The 18,769-nt window shown below is 35.6% G+C and carries 19 protein-coding genes and 1 other RNA gene; 9 read left to right on the top strand and 11 right to left on the bottom strand.

Annotated features, from left to right (window positions below; genetic code table 11):
- Positions 1-40: 40 nt before the first annotated feature.
- Complete coding sequence (locus GGR22_RS16285; RefSeq protein ID WP_121376957.1) at positions 41-931, top strand: Ppx/GppA phosphatase family protein; 891 nt, start codon at positions 41-43, stop codon at positions 929-931.
- A 10-nt stretch (positions 932-941) separates the two neighbouring features.
- Here GGR22_RS16285 and GGR22_RS16280 read toward each other — a convergent pair whose 3' ends face one another.
- From GGR22_RS16280 to GGR22_RS16260, 5 genes are all read right to left on the bottom strand, one after another.
- Entirely contained in the window at positions 942-1,403 is a 462-nt protein-coding gene (locus GGR22_RS16280) for a hypothetical protein (RefSeq protein ID WP_246336975.1), read from the bottom strand.
- Positions 1,404-1,576: 173 nt separating this feature from the next.
- Entirely contained in the window at positions 1,577-2,662 is a 1,086-nt protein-coding gene (gene dnaX, locus GGR22_RS16275) for a DNA polymerase III subunit gamma/tau (protein ID WP_121376958.1), read from the bottom strand.
- 86 nt (positions 2,663-2,748) lie between these two features.
- A complete protein-coding gene (locus GGR22_RS16270; protein ID WP_182494512.1) occupies positions 2,749-3,357 on the bottom strand; it encodes a hypothetical protein in 609 nt (202 codons plus the stop codon).
- Positions 3,358-3,370: 13 nt separating this feature from the next.
- Positions 3,371-4,450 (bottom strand): DNA topoisomerase IB, encoded by a 1,080-nt coding sequence (locus GGR22_RS16265; RefSeq protein ID WP_182494511.1) that lies wholly within the window; start codon positions 4,448-4,450, stop codon positions 3,371-3,373.
- 4 nt (positions 4,451-4,454) lie between these two features.
- The gene (locus tag GGR22_RS16260) at positions 4,455-4,763 is read right to left on the bottom strand and encodes a hypothetical protein (RefSeq protein WP_182494510.1); all 309 of its coding nucleotides are present in this window, start codon (positions 4,761-4,763) and stop codon (positions 4,455-4,457) included.
- A gap of 193 nt (positions 4,764-4,956) precedes the next feature.
- On the opposite strand from GGR22_RS16260, the gene rnpB reads away from it, so the two are divergent.
- An RNA gene (gene rnpB, locus GGR22_RS16255) (RNase P RNA component class A) lies at positions 4,957-5,271 on the top strand.
- A 2-nt stretch (positions 5,272-5,273) separates the two neighbouring features.
- On the opposite strand, the gene GGR22_RS16250 is transcribed toward rnpB, so the two are convergent.
- Positions 5,274-5,972 (bottom strand): response regulator transcription factor, encoded by a 699-nt coding sequence (locus GGR22_RS16250; RefSeq protein WP_317169799.1) that lies wholly within the window; start codon positions 5,970-5,972, stop codon positions 5,274-5,276.
- Between the two features lie 45 nt (positions 5,973-6,017).
- Positions 6,018-7,388, bottom strand: a complete 1,371-nt coding sequence (locus GGR22_RS16245; protein WP_182494509.1) for a sensor histidine kinase — start codon at positions 7,386-7,388, stop codon at positions 6,018-6,020.
- Positions 7,389-7,542: 154 nt separating this feature from the next.
- Here GGR22_RS16245 and GGR22_RS16240 point away from each other — a divergent pair, with 154 nt between their 5' ends.
- Both GGR22_RS16240 and GGR22_RS16235 read left to right on the top strand, forming a co-directional pair.
- Complete coding sequence (locus GGR22_RS16240) at positions 7,543-8,517, top strand: alpha/beta hydrolase (RefSeq protein ID WP_182494508.1); 975 nt, start codon at positions 7,543-7,545, stop codon at positions 8,515-8,517.
- A 1-nt stretch (position 8,518) separates the two neighbouring features.
- The gene (locus GGR22_RS16235) at positions 8,519-10,615 is read left to right on the top strand and encodes an outer membrane beta-barrel family protein (protein WP_182494507.1); all 2,097 of its coding nucleotides are present in this window, start codon (positions 8,519-8,521) and stop codon (positions 10,613-10,615) included.
- A 70-nt stretch (positions 10,616-10,685) separates the two neighbouring features.
- Here GGR22_RS16235 and GGR22_RS16230 read toward each other — a convergent pair whose 3' ends face one another.
- Together GGR22_RS16230 and GGR22_RS16225 are read right to left on the bottom strand one after the other, a co-directional pair.
- Complete coding sequence (locus GGR22_RS16230; protein WP_182494506.1) at positions 10,686-11,276, bottom strand: RsmD family RNA methyltransferase; 591 nt, start codon at positions 11,274-11,276, stop codon at positions 10,686-10,688.
- Positions 11,277-12,095, bottom strand: a complete 819-nt coding sequence (locus tag GGR22_RS16225; RefSeq protein ID WP_182494505.1) for a DUF3822 family protein — start codon at positions 12,093-12,095, stop codon at positions 11,277-11,279. It abuts the gene before it with no gap.
- Between the two features lie 105 nt (positions 12,096-12,200).
- Between GGR22_RS16225 and GGR22_RS16220 the strand changes: the two genes are divergently transcribed.
- Together GGR22_RS16220 and kdsB are read left to right on the top strand one after the other, a co-directional pair.
- Entirely contained in the window at positions 12,201-13,625 is a 1,425-nt protein-coding gene (locus tag GGR22_RS16220; RefSeq protein ID WP_182494504.1) for an ATP-dependent DNA helicase, read from the top strand.
- Between the two features lie 69 nt (positions 13,626-13,694).
- Positions 13,695-14,420, top strand: a complete 726-nt coding sequence (gene kdsB / locus GGR22_RS16215; RefSeq protein WP_182494503.1) for a 3-deoxy-manno-octulosonate cytidylyltransferase — start codon at positions 13,695-13,697, stop codon at positions 14,418-14,420.
- Here kdsB and GGR22_RS16210 read toward each other — a convergent pair whose 3' ends face one another.
- Positions 14,421-15,083 carry a spermidine synthase gene (locus GGR22_RS16210; protein ID WP_182494502.1) on the bottom strand — a complete coding sequence of 221 codons (663 nt, stop codon included), beginning with the start codon at positions 15,081-15,083 and terminating at the stop codon, positions 14,421-14,423.
- A 58-nt stretch (positions 15,084-15,141) separates the two neighbouring features.
- On the opposite strand from GGR22_RS16210, the gene GGR22_RS16205 reads away from it, so the two are divergent.
- Both GGR22_RS16205 and GGR22_RS16200 read left to right on the top strand, forming a co-directional pair.
- Positions 15,142-15,693, top strand: a complete 552-nt coding sequence (locus GGR22_RS16205) for a 1-acyl-sn-glycerol-3-phosphate acyltransferase (protein WP_182494501.1) — start codon at positions 15,142-15,144, stop codon at positions 15,691-15,693.
- A 66-nt stretch (positions 15,694-15,759) separates the two neighbouring features.
- Positions 15,760-16,779, top strand: a complete 1,020-nt coding sequence (locus GGR22_RS16200) for a YncE family protein (RefSeq protein WP_182494500.1) — start codon at positions 15,760-15,762, stop codon at positions 16,777-16,779.
- 75 nt (positions 16,780-16,854) lie between these two features.
- On the opposite strand, the gene GGR22_RS16195 is transcribed toward GGR22_RS16200, so the two are convergent.
- Positions 16,855-17,256 carry a helix-turn-helix domain-containing protein gene (locus GGR22_RS16195; RefSeq protein WP_121376972.1) on the bottom strand — a complete coding sequence of 134 codons (402 nt, stop codon included), beginning with the start codon at positions 17,254-17,256 and terminating at the stop codon, positions 16,855-16,857.
- Positions 17,257-17,560: 304 nt separating this feature from the next.
- On the opposite strand from GGR22_RS16195, the gene GGR22_RS16190 reads away from it, so the two are divergent.
- On the top strand, positions 17,561-18,715 hold the full coding sequence (locus tag GGR22_RS16190) for a M14 family metallopeptidase (RefSeq protein ID WP_182494499.1): 1,155 nt from the start codon (positions 17,561-17,563) through the stop codon (positions 18,713-18,715).
- Positions 18,716-18,769: the final 54 nt, after the last annotated feature.

Raw genomic sequence — 18,769 nt, 5'->3', positions numbered from 1 at the left:
ATTTCTCAAGGTTCCATTTAAAAATGCTATAAAAGAATTTATGATTACGATAAAAAAATATGCGGCAATAGATATAGGTTCAAACGCAATGCGATTGCTTGTAGCAAATATTGTCGAGCAAAAAGGAAAAGAAACACAATTTAGCAAAAGTTCCCTTGTCCGAGTTCCGATTCGTCTCGGTCAGGATGCTTTCACGGTAGGAGAAATTACCGATGAAAATATCGAACGGATGATCGATGCCATGAAAGCTTTCAAGCTTTTGATGAAGGTACATAAAGTCGAAAAATATATGGCCTGTGCGACTTCGGCCATGCGTGAAGCCTATAACGGAAAAGAAGTAGTAGAACTGATCAAGAAAAAAGCGGATATAAAAATTGAGATTATCGACGGAAAAAAAGAAGCCGCGATAATTGCTTCTACAGATTTACATCATTTATTAAAAACCGACCAGACGTATCTTTATGTAGATGTTGGCGGCGGAAGCACTGAGTTTTCGCTTTTTGCTGAAGGAAAGATTGTAGCCTCAAAATCATTCAAGATCGGAACGGTCCGCTTGCTGAATAATATGGTCAATGATATCGTATGGCAAGAAATCGAAAAATGGATCAAGCACGTGACAGAAGATTACGAGCAGATAAACATGATTGGTTCTGGCGGCAATATCAATAAAGTCTTTAAGATGTCAGGAAAACTGCAGGAAAAACCTTTGTCTTATATGTACCTGAATTCCCAATTTTCTTTTCTTAATGGACTTTCGTATGAACAGCGAATTGCCGAATTAGGTCTTAATGCCGATCGTGCCGACGTCATTATTCCAGCGCTAAAAGTCTATCTGAATGCGATGAAATGGAGCGGTGCCCGTAATATTTATGTTCCAAAAATTGGACTGTCTGACGGTATAGTAAAAGCGATGTATTACAATAAAATTTAGAGAATTTGGTCTAGAAATCTAAATCAAAGGTCTTTCTCAAAAGATCCAAGCTCGGATTGATTTCATTCAATCTGTTGAATTTGTCTTGTGGCGTGAAAGCAAATTTGTTTTCTACAGATTCGTTAACGATGACCTCAATTTGGATATCATAATTATGAAGTTTTCCACGTAAGTGGCCCAAAAGATCATGTTTCTCGGATTCAAATTCGATTTTTGAACCTTCGTTAGGAAGTTCATGATAGATGGTAGTTTCTTTTAATTTTGGATCATTGATTAACAAGAGCGCTTCAAGAATTTTATAGCCTTTATCACCCAAACGCTGTGCATATTTGTTCCATTGCAAAAGCATGTCGGTTTCGGTAAAAGGCTCTTTTGGCAATTCAGCTTCATGTTTTACAATAGCACTATTTGCTTTTTCCAACTCGCGTTTCGCCTTAATGCTAGAAAGGGAAAGCGCTGAAACTTTCGGCAAGTTATTCTCAACGGGAGTTTCGATTTTTTGAACAGTAGCTATTTCTTTTTTAGGCTGTTTTTCTTCTTCTGCAGGAGCAGTTTCTTCAACAACAGGAGCAGTCTCTACTTGAATGATTTCTGGAGATTTTACAGGAATTTCGAATACTCTTCCGTAGAAGTAATTTGGAGGAATTATATATCCGTCAACTTTTTTTTTTCTCCATCAAAAGTGATAGAGGCTAATTGCATCAGGCAAAGTTCCACAAGCAAACGCTGGTTTTGGCTCGATTTGAATTTCAAATCACAATCGTTTGCCAAATCAATTCCTTTTAAAAGGAAATCTTGCGAAGCCTTTTGAGCTTGCAGTCCGTACATTTTTTGAGCTTGCTCGCCAGCTTCTAACAAAGCTAAAGTACTTGGTGTCTTTGAAACCAGCAAATCTCTAAAGTGAGAAGCAAGTCCGGCTATAAAATGGTGGCCATCAAAACCTTTAGAAAGAACTTCATTATATGCAATCAGCAATTCTGGAATCTTGTTTTCCAAAATCAGATCGGTCATATTGATATACGTTTCGTAATCCAGCACATTTAAATTCTCTGTAACCGCTAGACGCGTAAGATTGTTACCCGAAAAACTTACAACCCTGTCAAAAATTGACAAAGCATCACGCATGGCGCCGTCAGCTTTTTGGGCAATAATGTGCAAGGCATCGTCTTCAAAAGTGATTCCCTCGCTTTGCGCTACATCTGCCAAATGGTTTTTAGCATCTTTTACCGTAATTCTCTTGAAATCAAATATCTGACAACGTGATAAAATTGTAGGAATGATTTTGTGCTTTTCAGTCGTCGCCAAGATGAAAATGGCATGTTTTGGCGGTTCTTCCAACGTTTTCAAAAAAGCATTGAAAGCAGCCTGTGATAACATGTGTACCTCGTCAATGATATAGACTTTGTACTGTCCGGTTTGTGGTGGGATTCTAACTTGGTCAATCAGGTTTCTGATATCGTCGACAGAGTTGTTTGAAGCCGCATCCAATTCAAAAACATTGAATGCAAAATCTTCTGTAGGATCGTCATAACCTTCTTGGTTTATTTTTCGCGCCAAGATTCTGGCACAAGTCGTCTTTCCAACACCTCTAGGGCCTGTAAAAAGTAAGGCTTGAGCAAGGTGATTATTTTCTATGGCATTCAATAAAGTATTTGTAATAGCCTGCTGACCCACAACATCTTTAAATGTTTGCGGACGGTATTTGCGGGCTGATACAACGAAATGTTCCATAGAAATTTGACTGGAGGACAAATATAGTTTTAAATTTAAAGATTAGAAAAAATACTGATTGAAAAATTTAAAATTAATTTTTGTGCCTAAAACCGTTCCATATCAGGATGGAGAGTAATGTATTCTTCGGTCACTTTCTTGCCTGTTTCATGGATAATTATACCAATACACGAATCATTTTTAATTTCGAAAGCAACGCCTGCATCAGTAGCATCATACAATTGCATTGATTTGCCATCTGCATTATATTTTCCGACCAGTTTTATTTCTGGATAGCTTTTTTGAATGTCGGTTAGCAATTTTCCGATCGCAATTCCTTCCGAAGTTTTAAATTCAGGAGAAGTAATACGAATCTGCCGAATTACCTTTTCCTTCATTTCGGAATCTTTATATGTAGTGTAGATATTTAATTCCTTTTTTTGACCGTCTTTTGAATACCAAGTCGCCCAAGCCTTGCCCATAGCTGCATCGGAGAAATCGGGTTTTCCTAAAGACGAAAGTGTTTCGGCGTTTTGTCCTAATTGAGTAAGACCAATACTTTTCCCTGGAATGATGAGCTGTTTGCGGTCTATTATTTCTGGCGGAACGTATTTCACGATGCTGTCGGAAGTTTTTTCAGTTTCAACAGCGGAAGCTTTTTTATCAGAACAAGATAGAAGACTTATTCCAATCAAAGCTAAAGCGATTTTTTTCATAATTGTATTTTTATTATCCTAAAACTTCAGCTATGGTTTCTTTTTTCAAAAGCCTTACTAATGCTTCTTCTTCAGGATTTAGCTTATTATTTTTGATATTCTTTTTCAATTTGTAATTCCAAATAGAACCTTTTTCATACGAAGCGATAACAGTAGGATGGACGTAGTATTTCCTACAAACGGTTCTTGTATTGCCCAATTTTTTTGCCACGCAATCTACAACAGCCACGATATTTCTCTTGCATTCTGTTTCGGTTTCAAACCGACCGATTTGCTGAAAAGCAAACAATGCATTCACGCTTCCGGCCCAGACTCTGAAATCTTTGGCCGTAAAATCTTCTTGCGTAATTTCTTTAAGGTAGTTGTTGATATCGGCAGAACCAATTGAATGGTGTTTTCCATCATCGTCATAGTATTGAAAAAGTTCCTGTCCTGGAATTTCCTTGCATTTTTTGACGAGATTGGCCATTTTCCGACTCTGCAGGCTTATTTTGTGCGTGACGCCTTTTTTTCCTTTAAAGTCAAAATAGATGGTAGAATTAGAAAATTTGACATGTTTATCTCTTAATGTTGTAAGTCCAAAAGAGCCGTATAACTTTTTATAAGCATCATTTCCGATACGTATGTTGGTCATTTCTATAAGCTTTACGACCAAAGCCACGACTTTTTCATACGGAAGTCCTTTACGTTCCAAATCTTTGTCAATCTGTTTTCGTATAATAGGAAGGGCATTTGCAAATCGTCTCAATCTGTAAAATTTAGACTGATTCCGGATCTTGTTCCAATTCGGATGATAGCGGTATTGCTTCCTTCCTTTGGCGTCGATTCCGGTGACTTGCAGATGCCCATTTTCATAGGGAGAAATCCAAACTTCTTCCCAAGCTGGGGGAATGACCAGCTTTTTTATTCTTTCGATCGTAAGCTTGTCCTTGACAGTTTTATTGTTTTCATCTTTGTAGATAAAAGCACTATTCTTGTCCTTTTCACGATAATAACCTTTATGTGTAGGAGACGAATACCGCAATCCCACAGCTTTGGCTGTTATCTTAGGATCACTGCCTATTTTTTGGAGTTTTGCTTCTAATCGGTTCATGCTTTTAATTAGAAGATTGTCTGCCTTTGATGACTAGCTCGTGTAATGTTTTTGCGGCTTCGTCTTCTGAAAAAGATAAATCTCCAGAAACATAAACTCCTTTTTCTCCTTTGTCTGATTTGATGCCATAAACGGTAGCTTCGTCTCCAGGATCGGAAGCTCCTTCGTAACGATAAATATGTACGATTTCAAAACAATCGCCACAATCTTTGATACGATCTGACTCTAAATTAAAATCTACTGTAAATCCTTTTTCAGCCAATTCTTCTAAGGCTTTAGAAACAGTGGCATAATGATACATTTGATGGTCCATGACTTTTTCTTTTATAGTTGGTTTTTATTATTTCTAATTTACAATTTATATTTTTCCCTACCTGCCAATAGAATGTTAATAGAGTTTACAAGATTATGAGGTGAAATTATAGTTATACTCTTTTTAGAATAGAAGGCGAGCCACAATCTGAAATCTTATATCTCAAATCTTAAATTTATTATCTTACTTTTGCACCGCAGGCCGCCTTATCGCCGTCTTGAATAAAGAGGGAGGAAAGTCCGGGCACCATAGAGCAGCATAGCGGGTAACTCCCGTCACCAAAAGCAATTTTGGGAGGACAAGTGCAACAGAAAGTATGTACAGGTAATGCTGTAGTGAAACCAGGTAAACTCTATGCGGTGAAATACCAAGTATATCGGCATTTAAGGATTGCTCGTCCGTTGCCGAAGGGTAGGTAGATTGAGTTTGGCAGTAATGCCAAATCTAGATAAATGATAAGGATTCGCTTTCGCGGATACAGAACCCGGCTTATAGGCCTGCATTTTTTTGTTATAACTTCAGTTTAAACTCCAATCCGATATTCCGAATGCTTTCAATCGTGATTCTGGAATCTTCATTAAAATATTTTCGAAGTCGGCTGATAAAAACATCCATACTTCTTCCCGAAAAAAAGTCGTCGCTTCCCCAAACTGCTTTTAAGATTTCTTCGCGTTTGAGCAGCTGATTTTTATTTTTGTGTAAAAAGGAGATAAGAGCACCTTCTTTTTCCGTCAGTCTTTGAATGGAACCATTCATTTTTAACTCCAATCGCTGCGGATTAAAAGTATAATTGCCAATATGGATTTCTTCTGAAGAAAATACGTTTGTTTTCTGTTCGCTTCTCTTTAAGATGTTGTTCAAACGAAGAACCAATTCATCGGCTTCAAAAGGTTTTACGATATAATCGTCGGCTCCTAACTTGAGCCCTTTGATTTTGTCGTCTTTCAGTTTTCGGGCTGTCAGGAATACAAAAGGAACTTCAGGATTGATTTTGATGATTTTTTCGGCTAAGGTAAATCCGTCAATTTTTGGCATCATCACGTCGAAAATACAAATCTTGAAATCTTCTTTTTGAAAAATGTCTAAAGCCTCTTCACCATCTTTTGCCCAAAAAACTTCAAAATTATGGATGTCGAGATAGTGCTTTAAAATCATCGCAAAATCAAAATCATCCTCCGCTAAAAGTATTTTTCTTTTTATGTCTGACACGTTCCTGTAGTTTCAATAATAACCCTAAATCCTAAATCAAAAATCCTAAATCAAAAATCTCAAATCAAAAGTAGCTCCTTTCCCCAAATCACTGACTACATTAATGGTTCCCTGATGTGCCTTTATAATCTGGTCGACATAATAAAGTCCGAGACCCAAACCTTTAGCATCATGAAGATCGCCTTGTTCCACTCTGTAGAATTTATCAAATAGGAGGGAATGCTTGCTTTTTGAAATGCCGATTCCGTCATCGGAGATGCTTATTGAAAACTCATTATTGAGTAATGAAGCTTTGACAGCAATGTTTTTACAACCGTATTTTACGGCATTTTCCAAGACATTCGTTATTGCTGTTGTCAAATGGAATTTATCGAGATTGAGGCTGATTTTCTGCGTATCCAATTCTTTTGCAATTGAAATATCAGGATAGGCAATTTGGAAATCATTGACGATTGAATTCAAAAAATCGGGCATTAATACTTTTTCTTTGTGAAGCTCAATTTCTTCATAACCCAAAGAATTGGTCATTACTTGATCGATCAAATTCTGCAATCGGTTATTCTGACGATTGATTGTTCCTAAAACAGTAGAAAAAGTCGCATCATTTTCCCGAATTTCTTTTCGTTCAAGAATTTTCGTCGAAACAGAAAGTGTTGTCAGAGGCGTTTTTAATTCGTGGGTGATATTGTTGATAAAATCGGTTTTGATATCGCTGATTTTTTTCTGTTTGATCAATGCTTTTAATGCAATTACGAATAAGGTGATTAAGGTTAATATAGAGAAAATAGCCAATACCAAAAGCAGCGTCATTCTTTTCAAAACGATAAATTCCCAGTTTTTGATGGAGACGTATAAAGTGTCTTCTGTCAAAAGTTTATAATCAGAACTTAATTCTTGCTTTTTCAATGAACCGCTAGTCGTTCCGACATAATTCCGAATCAAGAAAGCATCGTCTAAGGAAGCCAAATCGCCATATAATTTATTTTCAATAAAAGGCTTTTCGGCAAAAATAGTATCGGCTTCTTTTGTCGCGTCATAAATGACAAACTTGTCCAAGACGATGGCAAAATCAATGGTCAAATCTGGAATCTCATTTTGGAATTCTTCTTGCAGTTTTCGAGTCAGTTCGCTTTTGAATTCGTTTTGCAATAAAGCATTTTTGATGTGAAAACGAGTGCTTTTATCCCGAATATAATTTTCAGCAAGCTGTTTGTATAACAAGTCCTTTTTGTTGAAAATAGTCGTATCGATGTCGCTGTAGTCGTTCGTTATCTTGGCAATTTTCGCCTTGATCTCTGAACGGAATTGCTCGACTTTATATTCATAAGTCGTCTTCACCAGATAATATTGTATGGCAGAAAGCACGACCAAAACAACAGCCGAAAATCCTATCAATAAGTTTATCTTTTTCTTCATGTTTAATGAATTACAAGCCAAAAATAAGCGATTTCTTCTTAAAAATAGACATTAACCCAGCATTAACCCAGCATTAACTTTCGCAATCTGTTTTTGAACCAATTTTGCCATAAACAATCGAATGACAATGCCAACTAATATAATAATGCTAGTTATGTTACTATTCTCAAAAATCTATTCGTATTCTCAAAAAGTTCCAGAAGATTTCGGCTACAGACACATCGCTATGAAGTATCAAGACGAACCCGTCGATATTATTGTTATTTCGAAAAAAGGCGAAGAAAAGATTGCCAAGCCTGTTTTCTTTTTCTGCCAAGGAAGCCTGCCGCAGCCGGTCGTGAAATACGACGAAAAAGGATTGTTCAGTACGTTGCCGTTTGATGAAAATCCCTTTTTAGAAGACTATCATATCGTTATTGTCGGAAAGCCATTTATCCCGATAATTTCGGATGTAAATAAGTTAGGTCCCAATTATATGTACCTAAAAGACATGGAAAAGGAGATTGCTCCGAAAGGATATACCGAAAGGAATTATTTAGATTATTATGTATTCCGGAACAATTTTGTGTTGAAGCAGCTAGCTAAAGAACGCTGGGTGAAAGGCAGAAAATTAGTCGTGGCAGGACATTCTGAAGGAAGTACAATTGCTTCAAAAATGGCTTCGATTAATAAAAAAATCACACATTTGATTTATTCTGCTGGCAATCCTTACGGAAGAATTATGAACATTTTGGCGCAAAGCAGAAGTTTCGATAATGATTCAATAAACGAAGGAAATAATACGATCGAATATTGGAAAAAAGTCGTGGCACATTCTAATGAAATCAATGCAACAAATGGTGATTCGTATAAAACAACCTATAGTTTTTCATTACCACAAAAGGAAAATCTCATGAGCTTGATGATTCCAGTCTTGGTTTCTTACGGAACAAAAGATTGGTCGGCTTCGTTTAATGATCTATTCCAGATTGAGGCCATTCGCGAGAAAAAAGACAATTACACTTTTAAAAGCTATCTGAATCTAGAGCATAATTATTTTCCGATCAACAATGACGGAACAGTCAACCAAGAAATCTACAATTGGGATACGATAGCTGCTGACTGGTTAAAATGGCTTCATACTTTATAAGATGAGATATACTATATTTTTAGCTGTCCTAGCTTTGGCTAGCAGTAGTTCTTTTGCCCAAAATACAACGGAAAACGATACTTTAAACCAGATGGATGAAGTCGTGATTGAAGGGAATACCAAGACTTTTATTTATAAAAACGGAAACATTAAAGTAGATGTGGCGAATTCTATTTATAAAACTCTTCCGAATACTTTAGATCTTCTGTCAAAACTTCCAAAAATCCAATTAAGCCCAGATTTAGAAAAAATCTCGGTCATAGGCAAAGGAACTCCATTGATTTATATCGGCAATCAGAAAGTAGAAATGAATGACCTGAAGGCTTTGTCTGTGGAAGATGTTAAAACGATAGAAATCATTGAGAATCCATTGTCTAAATATGAAGCCGAAGGCCGATCGGTTATTCTCATCACTAGAAAATTAAGCAAAAAAGAAGGTTTTCAGCTTGTTTTTTCTGAAACGGCGGCGTTTAAAAAGAAATTCAACAATTATTTAGGAGTAAACTCCAGCTTGAAATTAAGCAAGACCGAATTCAAAGCAAATTTCAATTATAATAAAGTAAATCCTTGGGAAAGCAACGGTAGCGATTATAGGATTCCGAGTAGCAATATCGAATCCGATTATCTGGTTGCAGGCTACACAAAACGTGATAAATATGTTTTTGGAGCAGGAATTTATCATCAGATCAATGAGAACGAAGATTTTTCGTTGACGGCAAACGGAAATTTTAAAAAAGATGACTTTGATTTTTCCACTGCGACGCATAGCAAAATTGATGAAGCTGAAAACAATATTAAGACTTTAGGAAAAACCAAAGGCGATGAAGGATTTATCAATTCCTTTCTCAATTATAATAAAAAGATAACCCAATGGGACGCTTCTGTTTTTGCTGGATTACAGTATTCAAATTACAATTCGGTATCTGCTAATAGTTCATCAAATAATTATAATGAAACCGTTTATCAGCCTTTCCAACAATTGAACGATGATTTTAATGTAAATGTTTTTTCGGGCCGAATTGATTTTGAGAAAAAATTCCATAACGAAATAAAACTAGAATTGGGAACCCAATATTCGTCAGCCGTTGCAAATACGAGTCTTGATATGGAGAATTTTGAACAGAATCTCAATCTAAATTCAAAATACAGGCTCAAAGAGAAGAACACGGCCGCATATGCTCAATTGTCAGGAACGCTTATGAAAATGTCTTGGACGGCAGGAATTCGAGCAGAGAAAACAATAATATCAGGTCGCTATGCAGATGAATCAGCAGCTTCTATTGATAAAAAATATACTAATCTTTTTCCAAAAGCCCAGATAACGATTCCCATAGACAGTACAAAAACGTTAAGTTTTAATTATGCCAGAAGTATTTCTAGACCTGATTATTCCTCTACAAGCCAAGGTTTTACATATATCAATCCTTATTTTGCCTTTTCTAGCAATATCAACTTGAATCCGGCTATTACTAATGAAATTGCGGCTAACTTCCAGTACAAAGACAAATCATTAAAGTTCGCCTACTTTGAAAATAGAGATGTGATCAACTACGGATTTTTATATGACGAACCGAAGCATTTATTGCTATACAGGCCTGAAAATTTTGATAAAGAAACAGGATATACTCTTGAAGCGACACTGCCTTTTAGCCAGGGATTCTGGACATCAGCAAATACAGTTAGCCTTATATTGAACAAGATTGAAGATGCCTCTGCTGTTGTAGGAAGTGCCAAGCCGTATGCGTACTATTATTCCAATCATGTTTTTAAGTTCGAAAATGAATGGCAGTTTTCGTTGACAGGCTGGGGACTCACAAACCGGAATGAAGGCGTTTTCCAAAGAAATTCTTTTTTCTTAATGGATATGGCGGTTTCAAAGACTTTTTTCAAGAACCTTTCTTGTACTATAAATTACAATAATGTATTCAAGAATAGGACGTTTACTGAAAATTTTGAAGTCAGTAAAGTGAATTCTAGAGCTATTTTCTTTGTGGACAATTGTGAATTCTCAATAGCAATCCGATATACTCTAGGGAAAGTAAAGGATTCGATTTTTAAAGAAAAAGAAGTAAACGAAAATTCAAATAGGATAAAGTAATGCCACGGATACACACATCAATCAATCAGAAAACAAACAGTTAACTAGTGAATTCGTGGGTTGCTCTATCTTAGCCTTCTTCTGTAGCGTCGATTTCATTTTTTACTTCTTCGTCATCATCACCATTCATCTCAAAAAATGAAAAAATGGAACCGCCATAACTTTTCTTAAAAGAAAAATTGATCATATGGTCCAGCTTTGTGTATTTTGAATGCTCGATAATCATCATTCCGTCTTCTTGCAGAAGTTCGTTGGCAAAAATAAGCTCGACCAATTTTTCAAAAGTAGCTTGGTCTAGATTATACGGAGGATCTGCAAAAATAATGTCGTATGAACTTTTGTTCTTTTCCACAAATTTAAATACGTCGCTTTTGATTCCGGCAATATTAAAATCAAATTCATCGGCTGTTTGCTTGATGAATTTTACGCAACCAAAATCGCCATCAACGCAAGTAATATTGTCGCTGCCGCGCGATGCAAATTCATAGCTGATATTTCCAGTACCTGCAAACAGGTCTAAAACTTTTAATCCTTCGAAACTAAAATAATTGTTCAATACATTGAACAACGCTTCCTTGCTCATGTCTGTCGTTGGACGGACTGGCAGGCCTTTGGGTGGAGAAATTCTTCTTCCTTTATATTTCCCGGATATGATTCTCATTTATGAATTGAATAGTATAAAATATTTTAAATTTTCTGCTGTTGAAAAATCGTTGTGCTTTTGCGTATGAAATACATTCATCAGCGCTATATTCCTAATATATCGATAAGCTGTCTTGAATAAATCGCTTTCTTCTGAAATTTCGCCTAATAATTGCAGTTTAAAGGTTTCCGGATTTAACTTTAGCTGTTCGGCTGTAAAAAGTATATAATAAATGAAATCCTCTTTTGTCTGGTATTCGAAAGAATTAAACAGTAACAGTTTTTGGTTTTCTATCACAATAATCTCGAAATGCTCTTTTCCAACATGGACAAACATTTGCGTTTCCGAAATATTTTTTGAGCTCTCTAAAAGCTTGGCAACTAAAATACTGTTCACGTGCAAATATTCAAAACTATCAAACTGATCCAGCAGATAATTGTTGAAATTCACATATGGAATGTAGACATTCACCATATCAAAAGGCTCTAAAGTGTCAAAAGCAAAAAAATCAGATTCAAAAACTTTTGTACTGTATTGCAGGTAGCTTCCCAAATAATTTTCATCAAATAGGGCTTTTGGCACAAATGCAGAAAGATTATTTTCGTGAATGACTACCACTTCGTCATAGGTTGTCGTGAGCTCTCTATGGTTGACAAAAGCCTGCCAATAGTGGTCTTCAACCTTGATTGATTTTTCAAAATCATTAAAATCAACTTCTTTTACGAACAAAACAACCTGATTCAGAGTGTCAAAACAGCAAAATCGAAATCCATTCAAAGATACTTGAATCGAAAGTTTTCTGTATTTTTTTTCTGTTATGTTTGTGTTAGCCGACATTGAATTTTACTGATGTTCGCAAACTTACAATTTTTTGCGTCATGCTCTCATATTTATGAAGCAAAACTTGTCTTAAAGCTATAACTTTACACCAAATAACAAACCATGAATACGGCACTTTTCTACAAAACTCTAAAATCAAAGTTTCCTTTTAATCCTACGGTTAAACAGGATATTTTTTTTCAGAAAATTGCTGAATTTTTGACCAATACCAAACAAGACGAAATCTTTGTACTGAAAGGGTATGCCGGAACGGGAAAAACAACTGTGATTTCAACCTTGGTCAATAATCTTACAGAGATTAATAAAAAATATGTACTTCTGGCGCCAACGGGTCGTGCAGCGAAAGTTATCGCCAACTATTCTCAAAAGCCAGCGCATACGATTCACAAGAAAATCTATTACCCGAAGACAAAAGCAGGCGGAGTCAGTTTTACGACACAGCAGAACAAGCACAAGAATACTATTTTTATTGTCGATGAATCTTCGATGATTTCAGATTCTAGCAACGAAACGAGCATGTATGAAAATGGTTCGTTACTCGACGATCTTATTTATTATGTGTATTCTGGAACCAACTGCAAAATGATTCTTTTGGGGGATACCGCGCAGCTGCCGCCTGTAAATCTTGATATTTCTCCAGCGCTTGACATTGACTTGCTCAATAGGAATTATGATATGGAGGTTTCTCATATCGAATTTGACGAAGTGATGCGTCAGGAAGAAAATTCTGGGATTTTATTTAACGCCACAGAACTTCGCGAACAGCTCAACGATGACTTCTTTGAAGATTTTAAATTCGACGTAAAACATTTCAAAGATATTGTACGGCTGACAGACGGTTATGATATTCAAGATGCGATTCATGGAGCGTATAGCAATTACGGATTGGAGGACACGGCATTTATCGTGCGTTCCAACAAAAGAGCCAATGCCTACAATCAGCAGATCAGGACCAGGATTCTCGATAAGGAAAGCGAACTTTCGACTGGAGATTTCCTGATGGTCGTAAAAAATAATTATTTTTGGCTCAAAGATTCCACCGAAACCGATTTTATTGCCAACGGTGATATCATTGAAGTGCTGGAAATTTATAAGATACAGGAATTATACAGTTTTAAATTTGCAACTGTAAAAATAAGAATGGTGGATTATCCGAACCAGATTCCTTTTGAAACCGTACTGATTTTAGATACGTTGACCAGCGAATCGGCTTCATTGACTTATGACGAATCCAATAGATTGTATCAAGAAGTAATGCTGGATTATGAGGACGAAAGAAGTAATTATAGGAAATTTCAAAAAGTAAAAGAAAACAAGTATTTCAATGCATTACAAGTAAAATTTTCATACGCAATTACCTGTCACAAATCGCAAGGCGGCCAATGGAATACGGTGTTTGTCGAACAGCCTTATTTGCCAAACGGAATTGACAGGGATTATATCCGCTGGCTATATACGGCAATTACGAGAGCAAAAGACAAGTTGTATTTGATTGGTTTTAAAGATGAGAATTTTATAGAGAGTTGATAGGTTATAGTTGATAATTGATAGCCAGAAATCTAAAATCAAAAATTTTAAAATGATAATTTCAAGTTAATGAAAATAATAGCAGTTATTCCAGCGCGTTATGCTTCAACACGATTTCATGCCAAGCTCATGCAGGATTTGGGAGGAAAGACAGTAATTACAAGAACCTATGAAGCAGCGGTTTCTACTCATCTGTTTGATGATGTTTTTGTAGCAACGGATTCCGATTTAATTTTTAATGAAATTGTTTCCAATGGAGGCAAAGCCATCATGAGTAAAAAGGAACATGAATCTGGAAGCGACAGAATAGCAGAAGCTGTTGAAGATTTGGATGTTGATATTGTTGTAAACGTGCAAGGCGACGAGCCTTTTATCAATAAAGAACCGCTTGAAAAACTTTTAGATGTTTTTAGAAATGATGCGTCACATCAGATTGATTTGGCTTCTTTGATGCGTGAAATAAAAGATAAGGAAGAAATTGCAAATCCGAATAACGTAAAAGTAATTGTTGACCAAAACGGATTGGCGTTATACTTTTCGCGTTCCGTAATTCCATATCCAAGAGATGAAAATGCAGGTGTTCGTTATTTTCAACATATCGGCATCTATGCTTTTAGAAAACCAGCTTTGTTGGATTTTTACAGCCTTCCGATGAAATCTTTAGAAGCTTCAGAAAAACTAGAACAGCTTCGTTATCTCGAATACGGCAAGAAAATAAAAATGGTCGAAACCACGCATGTCGGAATCGGAATTGATACAGCTGAAGATTTGGAAAAAGCGAGAAAGTTAGTGTAGCTATTTTTTCTCTAAAATAATCAGCTCATTATGCTCTTCGACTCTTGGAATCGTTCGGGCAGTATATAATTCTGTATTTACGCTTTCAAGGTATTTTTTATTTCGGAGATTGTCTTTGTCAGAAAGACACATCGTATTGAAAAGAATGATTCCTTTATTCTTTAAAAGAAAGCAAGTGCGATTTTGGAAAAATTCTTCGAAAAGAAAATTAGGCATGGTCGTATCCTGAAAAATATCAATAATGATCAGATTGTATTTGTTTTTGGTTTTTAAGACAAATTCAAAAGCATCATCAATGACGATTTCCAGATTAGAAATTTTGTCGAGATTAAAATAAGAGTTGGCAATTTTTATTATTTCGGGATCAATTTCTACGCCTGTAATTCTTCCTTTAAACTTGATTTCTTCAGTTAAAGTTTTGATTACGCTTCCGCCTGCAACTCCAAGAACAAGAATATGTTCCATTTTTAAAATAGTCTTAAAACCGATACTGTCTAATCCTTTACGGAGAATTCTCTGTAGGCTTCCGTAGGAGTAATTTGTGTTTTTAGAATCTAATACCAATTCGCCATTAGCCCATGTGATTTCTAGATTTTTACTCACGGATGACTTTTGCTTATGGATATTTATGGGGATGATGTAGCTGAATAATCGTTTTAGCACAAAATTTATTTTGCCCAAAAATAAGGATAAATGTTACATTTACAGAAAATAATACGGCATGAAGCGCTTTATTTATAAAATTATTTTTTTCAATATGATGGGATGGCGCATCACAGGAAAGATGGATCCCGAAACCAAAAAATGCATTATTATAGTTGGACCTCATACCAGCTGGCATGACTTTTATATTGGCCTTTTTGCCAGAGGAATAATCAGTCTTGAAATGCATTATGTAGCGAAAAAAGAACTGTTCAAATTTCCTTTCGGATTTTATTTCCGATGGATGGGAGGCGCACCGTTAGACAGAAACTCCAGACAGAACACGGTGGAGGCTATTGCCGAAATTTTCAAAAAAAGAGCAATTTTCCGATTGGCGATTGCTCCAGAAGGAACCCGTAAAAAGGTTTTCGACTGGAAGACAGGGTTTTACTATATTGCCCTAAAAGCAGCAGTTCCGATAGTTCCAGTTGCTTTTGACTATTCAAAAAAGGAAGTCGTACTTCACGATGCTTTTTATCCTACAGGCGATATACAAAATGACTTCTTATTGCTGAAAAATAACTATAAAGATGTGGTAGGAAGAATTCCAGAATATGGTTTTGAAGTTTAAATAAAACCATACTTTATTTTTTTTCGTAATTAAGGTTATGTCCAACCATTTAATAACCAAAAAATTATGAAAAAGAATTTATTTTTAACTGTATTGTCATTTGGAAGTCTAGGATTTGTCTCGTGTACAAGTGATGACGATTCTAATGGAGGCTCTACTATGCCGCAACTTGAATTATTTGCTTCAAGCAATACCAGCGGAACGATTACTTATACCGATTTATTAGCGTCAATGCCTACAGCCAGAGCTTTTACTACAGGTTCGGTAGATGCTGATGGTATTTATTTTGATGATGATCGCGATGAAGTAATTATTGCTTCAAGAACAAACAACAGGCTAGAGGTTTATGGCAATTTTAGGAATACATTGCTGACACCTGTAACATCTTTAATGATGACGGCAAGCAGTACGACTGGCGATTTTACCAATGCTAGAGAAATTGCTGTAGATGGAAGCAGGGTAGTTGTCGTGCAAGACCAAGCCGAAATCAATGGAAATGTGAACAAGCTTTTTGTGTATCAAAGAACCTCCACAGGATTTACGTTAGAAAAAACATTTACTATTGGATTTAAGCTTTGGGGAATCGATATCGAAGACGGAAACTTGTACGCTGTAGTTGATCTTACCGGAGATATTTCTGTCTTCAATTCTGTTTTTTCAAAACCAACAGGGGCGCTGTCGCCAGACAAAAGAGTCACTATCGAAGGATTAACCAGAACGCACGGAATTACCTATTCTGATGATGATAACACGATGATTTTAACAGATGTAGGTTTGGCTACTTCAGCTACTGATGGAGGTATTGTCGTAATTGAAAATTTCAATTCTGTCTTTTCTTCAACAGCATCAGGAGGAACTATTTCTTTGTCCAATCAGAAAAGAATTTACGGTCCGAATTCATTATTAGGAAACCCAGTAGATGTTTCTTACGATGATGAAACAAATAAGATTTATGTAGCTGAAAGGCTTAACGGTGGAGGACAAGTATTAAGTTTTGCTTATCCAACAACTGCTCAAGCAGATGCTACACCATTAACAACAAGATTAGAACCAGGTGTAACCGGAATATACTTAAGAAGGGATTAAACTTTGTGTTTGTTTTATTGGTTTGGAAAGCCTTAGCTCTTGTGGTGAGTTAAGGCTTTCCGTTTTTTATACGTCCTATTGAGGCTGGTATTCTTTAAAAGTCCCGTTTTTATAGAAGATAATAATCCTTTCCACTTTATCATCGTTGGAGAAGTTCACGGGATAAAGCGCATCTTTCTTAAAATCAGATTGATTTTTATGTTCGGTCGGATTTGAAATAGGAGCGTGGACTTCTGACTGAGTATTGTTATTTTTTGGAAAATCTCCTTTTCCGTTTAAAATCCAATACAAATCTACTTCGGGAAAAACTTCCAAAATTTTTAATATAAAATCAAGACTAGGCTTGTTTCTTCCTGATAAAAGATGCGACATGCTCGAGCGCTGTACGCCAATTTTATCAGCAAAGGAAGAAGCAGTAAGGCTATAATAGTCAAGTATTTTTTCTAGCCTTTTTATGAAATCTTCAATGTTTACCATTGTGAATTTGTTTTTAAAGAAATAAGAGTTACAAATGTAAACATAATAATGATTCTGAGGTAGTTTACAATTGTAACCAAGATAGAAATGTAACAATACAACTTTAATTAACTATGTATAAGTGATTGAATAAATGTGATTTAATTTGTTGTTTGCAAGGTAAAATAACGAATGTTAAAGTTTATACAAAAGTAAACTATCTAGCCGTACTTGATTGTTTACATAGTTAAACTACAGCGGTAAAAAATCAATTTACAATTGTAAAAAATAAGATGTTTACTTTTGTAAATCTAAATTTTCAACAATGGATTTCGAAAAACTCTTCAACGATAGCAAAGAAGAATCATTATATGGCAGATATATAACTCTTGAAAAAATAGAGCCGTTGCTGAAGGCCTTAAACAAAAATAATAACCTACATATAATTGGACAATCTGTCTTAGGAAATCCAATTTATTCCTATACTATTGGAACCGGCAAAACCAAAATACTTTTATGGTCGCAGATGCACGGGAATGAAAGCACGACTACAAAGGCGCTTTTTGACTTATTAAAATTGCTGAATAGTAATTCAGATCTTGCAGCTGAGTTATTGAAAAGTTTTACTTTTTTAGCTATCCCAATGCTTAATCCTGACGGCGCGGCAAGCTATACCCGAATAAATGCCAATGGAATTGATCTGAATAGAGACTTCCAAGATTTGACACAGCCCGAAAGTCAGTTGTTAAGGAAGGTCTATGAAGATTTTAAGCCCGATTTTTGCTATAATCTCCACGATCAGCGTACAATCTTTGCAGCTGGAGATACCAATAAACCAGCAACAGTTTCCTTTTTAGCGCCTTCTTTTAATAAAGCAAGAGACGTTAATAGTGTGCGTGAAAAAGCAATGGAGGTAATCGTTGCAATGGATGCTGTCTTGCAAGAATTTATTCCAAACCAAGTAGGGCGGTTTGATGATGGATTCAACCTAAATTGTGTCGGTGATACTTTTACCTATTTAGGAGCGCCGACGATTTTGTTTGAAGCTGGACATTATCAAAAAGATTACCAGCGAGAAAATACGCGAAAATTTATTTTTATTGCGCTTGTTTCAGGATTGAAATTCATTTACGAAAACGATATAGTTCGTAACGAAACAAATAAATATTTCAATATTCCTCAAAATAAACCTATTTTTTATGATTTGATTTATAAAAATATCAAAATTCGCTATGATAATAAACAAATTATTACGAATTTTGCAATTCAATTTTCGGAAGTTTTAGATAAAGGCGAGATAAAGTTTGTGGCCGTAATTGCTGAAATCGGAGAATTGTATCACAATTTCGGACATTTTGAATATGATGCTGAAGGTGCTGCATATTCTGATCAGAATGATAATATTCCGAAATTAGGTCAAAAAGCTGATTTTTATTTATCAGAAAAAGTTAAAATTGTTAATGGATTGCCAAATGTTTAACGATTTACTTTTTTTATTGAAAAAAAATTAATTTTTTTGTAGTCGAATTTGAAA

This window comes from Flavobacterium gossypii (genome assembly GCF_014138495.1).
In the GTDB taxonomy this organism is placed as follows: Bacteria; Bacteroidota; Bacteroidia; order Flavobacteriales; family Flavobacteriaceae; genus Flavobacterium; species Flavobacterium endophyticum.
Note: the sequence above shows the minus strand (reverse complement) of the source record. Positions and strands in the feature narration are given on the sequence as shown.

Bases quoted from the DNA above. Each gene is read 5' to 3' on its own strand.
- GGR22_RS16270 (WP_182494512.1), bottom strand. From the start codon at position 3,357: ATGAAAAAAATCGCTTTAGCTTTGATTGGAATAAGTCTTCTATCTTGT.
- GGR22_RS16285 (WP_121376957.1), top strand. From the start codon at position 41: ATGATTACGATAAAAAAATATGCGGCAATAGATATAGGTTCAAACGCA.
- GGR22_RS16205 (WP_182494501.1), top strand. From the start codon at position 15,142: ATGAAGCGCTTTATTTATAAAATTATTTTTTTCAATATGATGGGATGG.
- dnaX (WP_121376958.1), bottom strand. From the start codon at position 2,662: ATGGAACATTTCGTTGTATCAGCCCGCAAATACCGTCCGCAAACATTT.
- GGR22_RS16235 (WP_182494507.1), top strand. From the start codon at position 8,519: ATGAGATATACTATATTTTTAGCTGTCCTAGCTTTGGCTAGCAGTAGT.
- GGR22_RS16190 (WP_182494499.1), top strand. From the start codon at position 17,561: ATGGATTTCGAAAAACTCTTCAACGATAGCAAAGAAGAATCATTATAT.
- GGR22_RS16265 (WP_182494511.1), bottom strand. From the start codon at position 4,450: ATGAACCGATTAGAAGCAAAACTCCAAAAAATAGGCAGTGATCCTAAG.
- GGR22_RS16225 (WP_182494505.1), bottom strand. From the start codon at position 12,095: ATGTCGGCTAACACAAACATAACAGAAAAAAAATACAGAAAACTTTCG.
- GGR22_RS16240 (WP_182494508.1), top strand. From the start codon at position 7,543: ATGTTACTATTCTCAAAAATCTATTCGTATTCTCAAAAAGTTCCAGAA.
- GGR22_RS16220 (WP_182494504.1), top strand. From the start codon at position 12,201: ATGAATACGGCACTTTTCTACAAAACTCTAAAATCAAAGTTTCCTTTT.
- kdsB (WP_182494503.1), top strand. From the start codon at position 13,695: ATGAAAATAATAGCAGTTATTCCAGCGCGTTATGCTTCAACACGATTT.
- GGR22_RS16230 (WP_182494506.1), bottom strand. From the start codon at position 11,276: ATGAGAATCATATCCGGGAAATATAAAGGAAGAAGAATTTCTCCACCC.
- GGR22_RS16260 (WP_182494510.1), bottom strand. From the start codon at position 4,763: ATGGACCATCAAATGTATCATTATGCCACTGTTTCTAAAGCCTTAGAA.
- GGR22_RS16195 (WP_121376972.1), bottom strand. From the start codon at position 17,256: ATGGTAAACATTGAAGATTTCATAAAAAGGCTAGAAAAAATACTTGAC.
- GGR22_RS16245 (WP_182494509.1), bottom strand. From the start codon at position 7,388: ATGAAGAAAAAGATAAACTTATTGATAGGATTTTCGGCTGTTGTTTTG.
- GGR22_RS16200 (WP_182494500.1), top strand. From the start codon at position 15,760: ATGAAAAAGAATTTATTTTTAACTGTATTGTCATTTGGAAGTCTAGGA.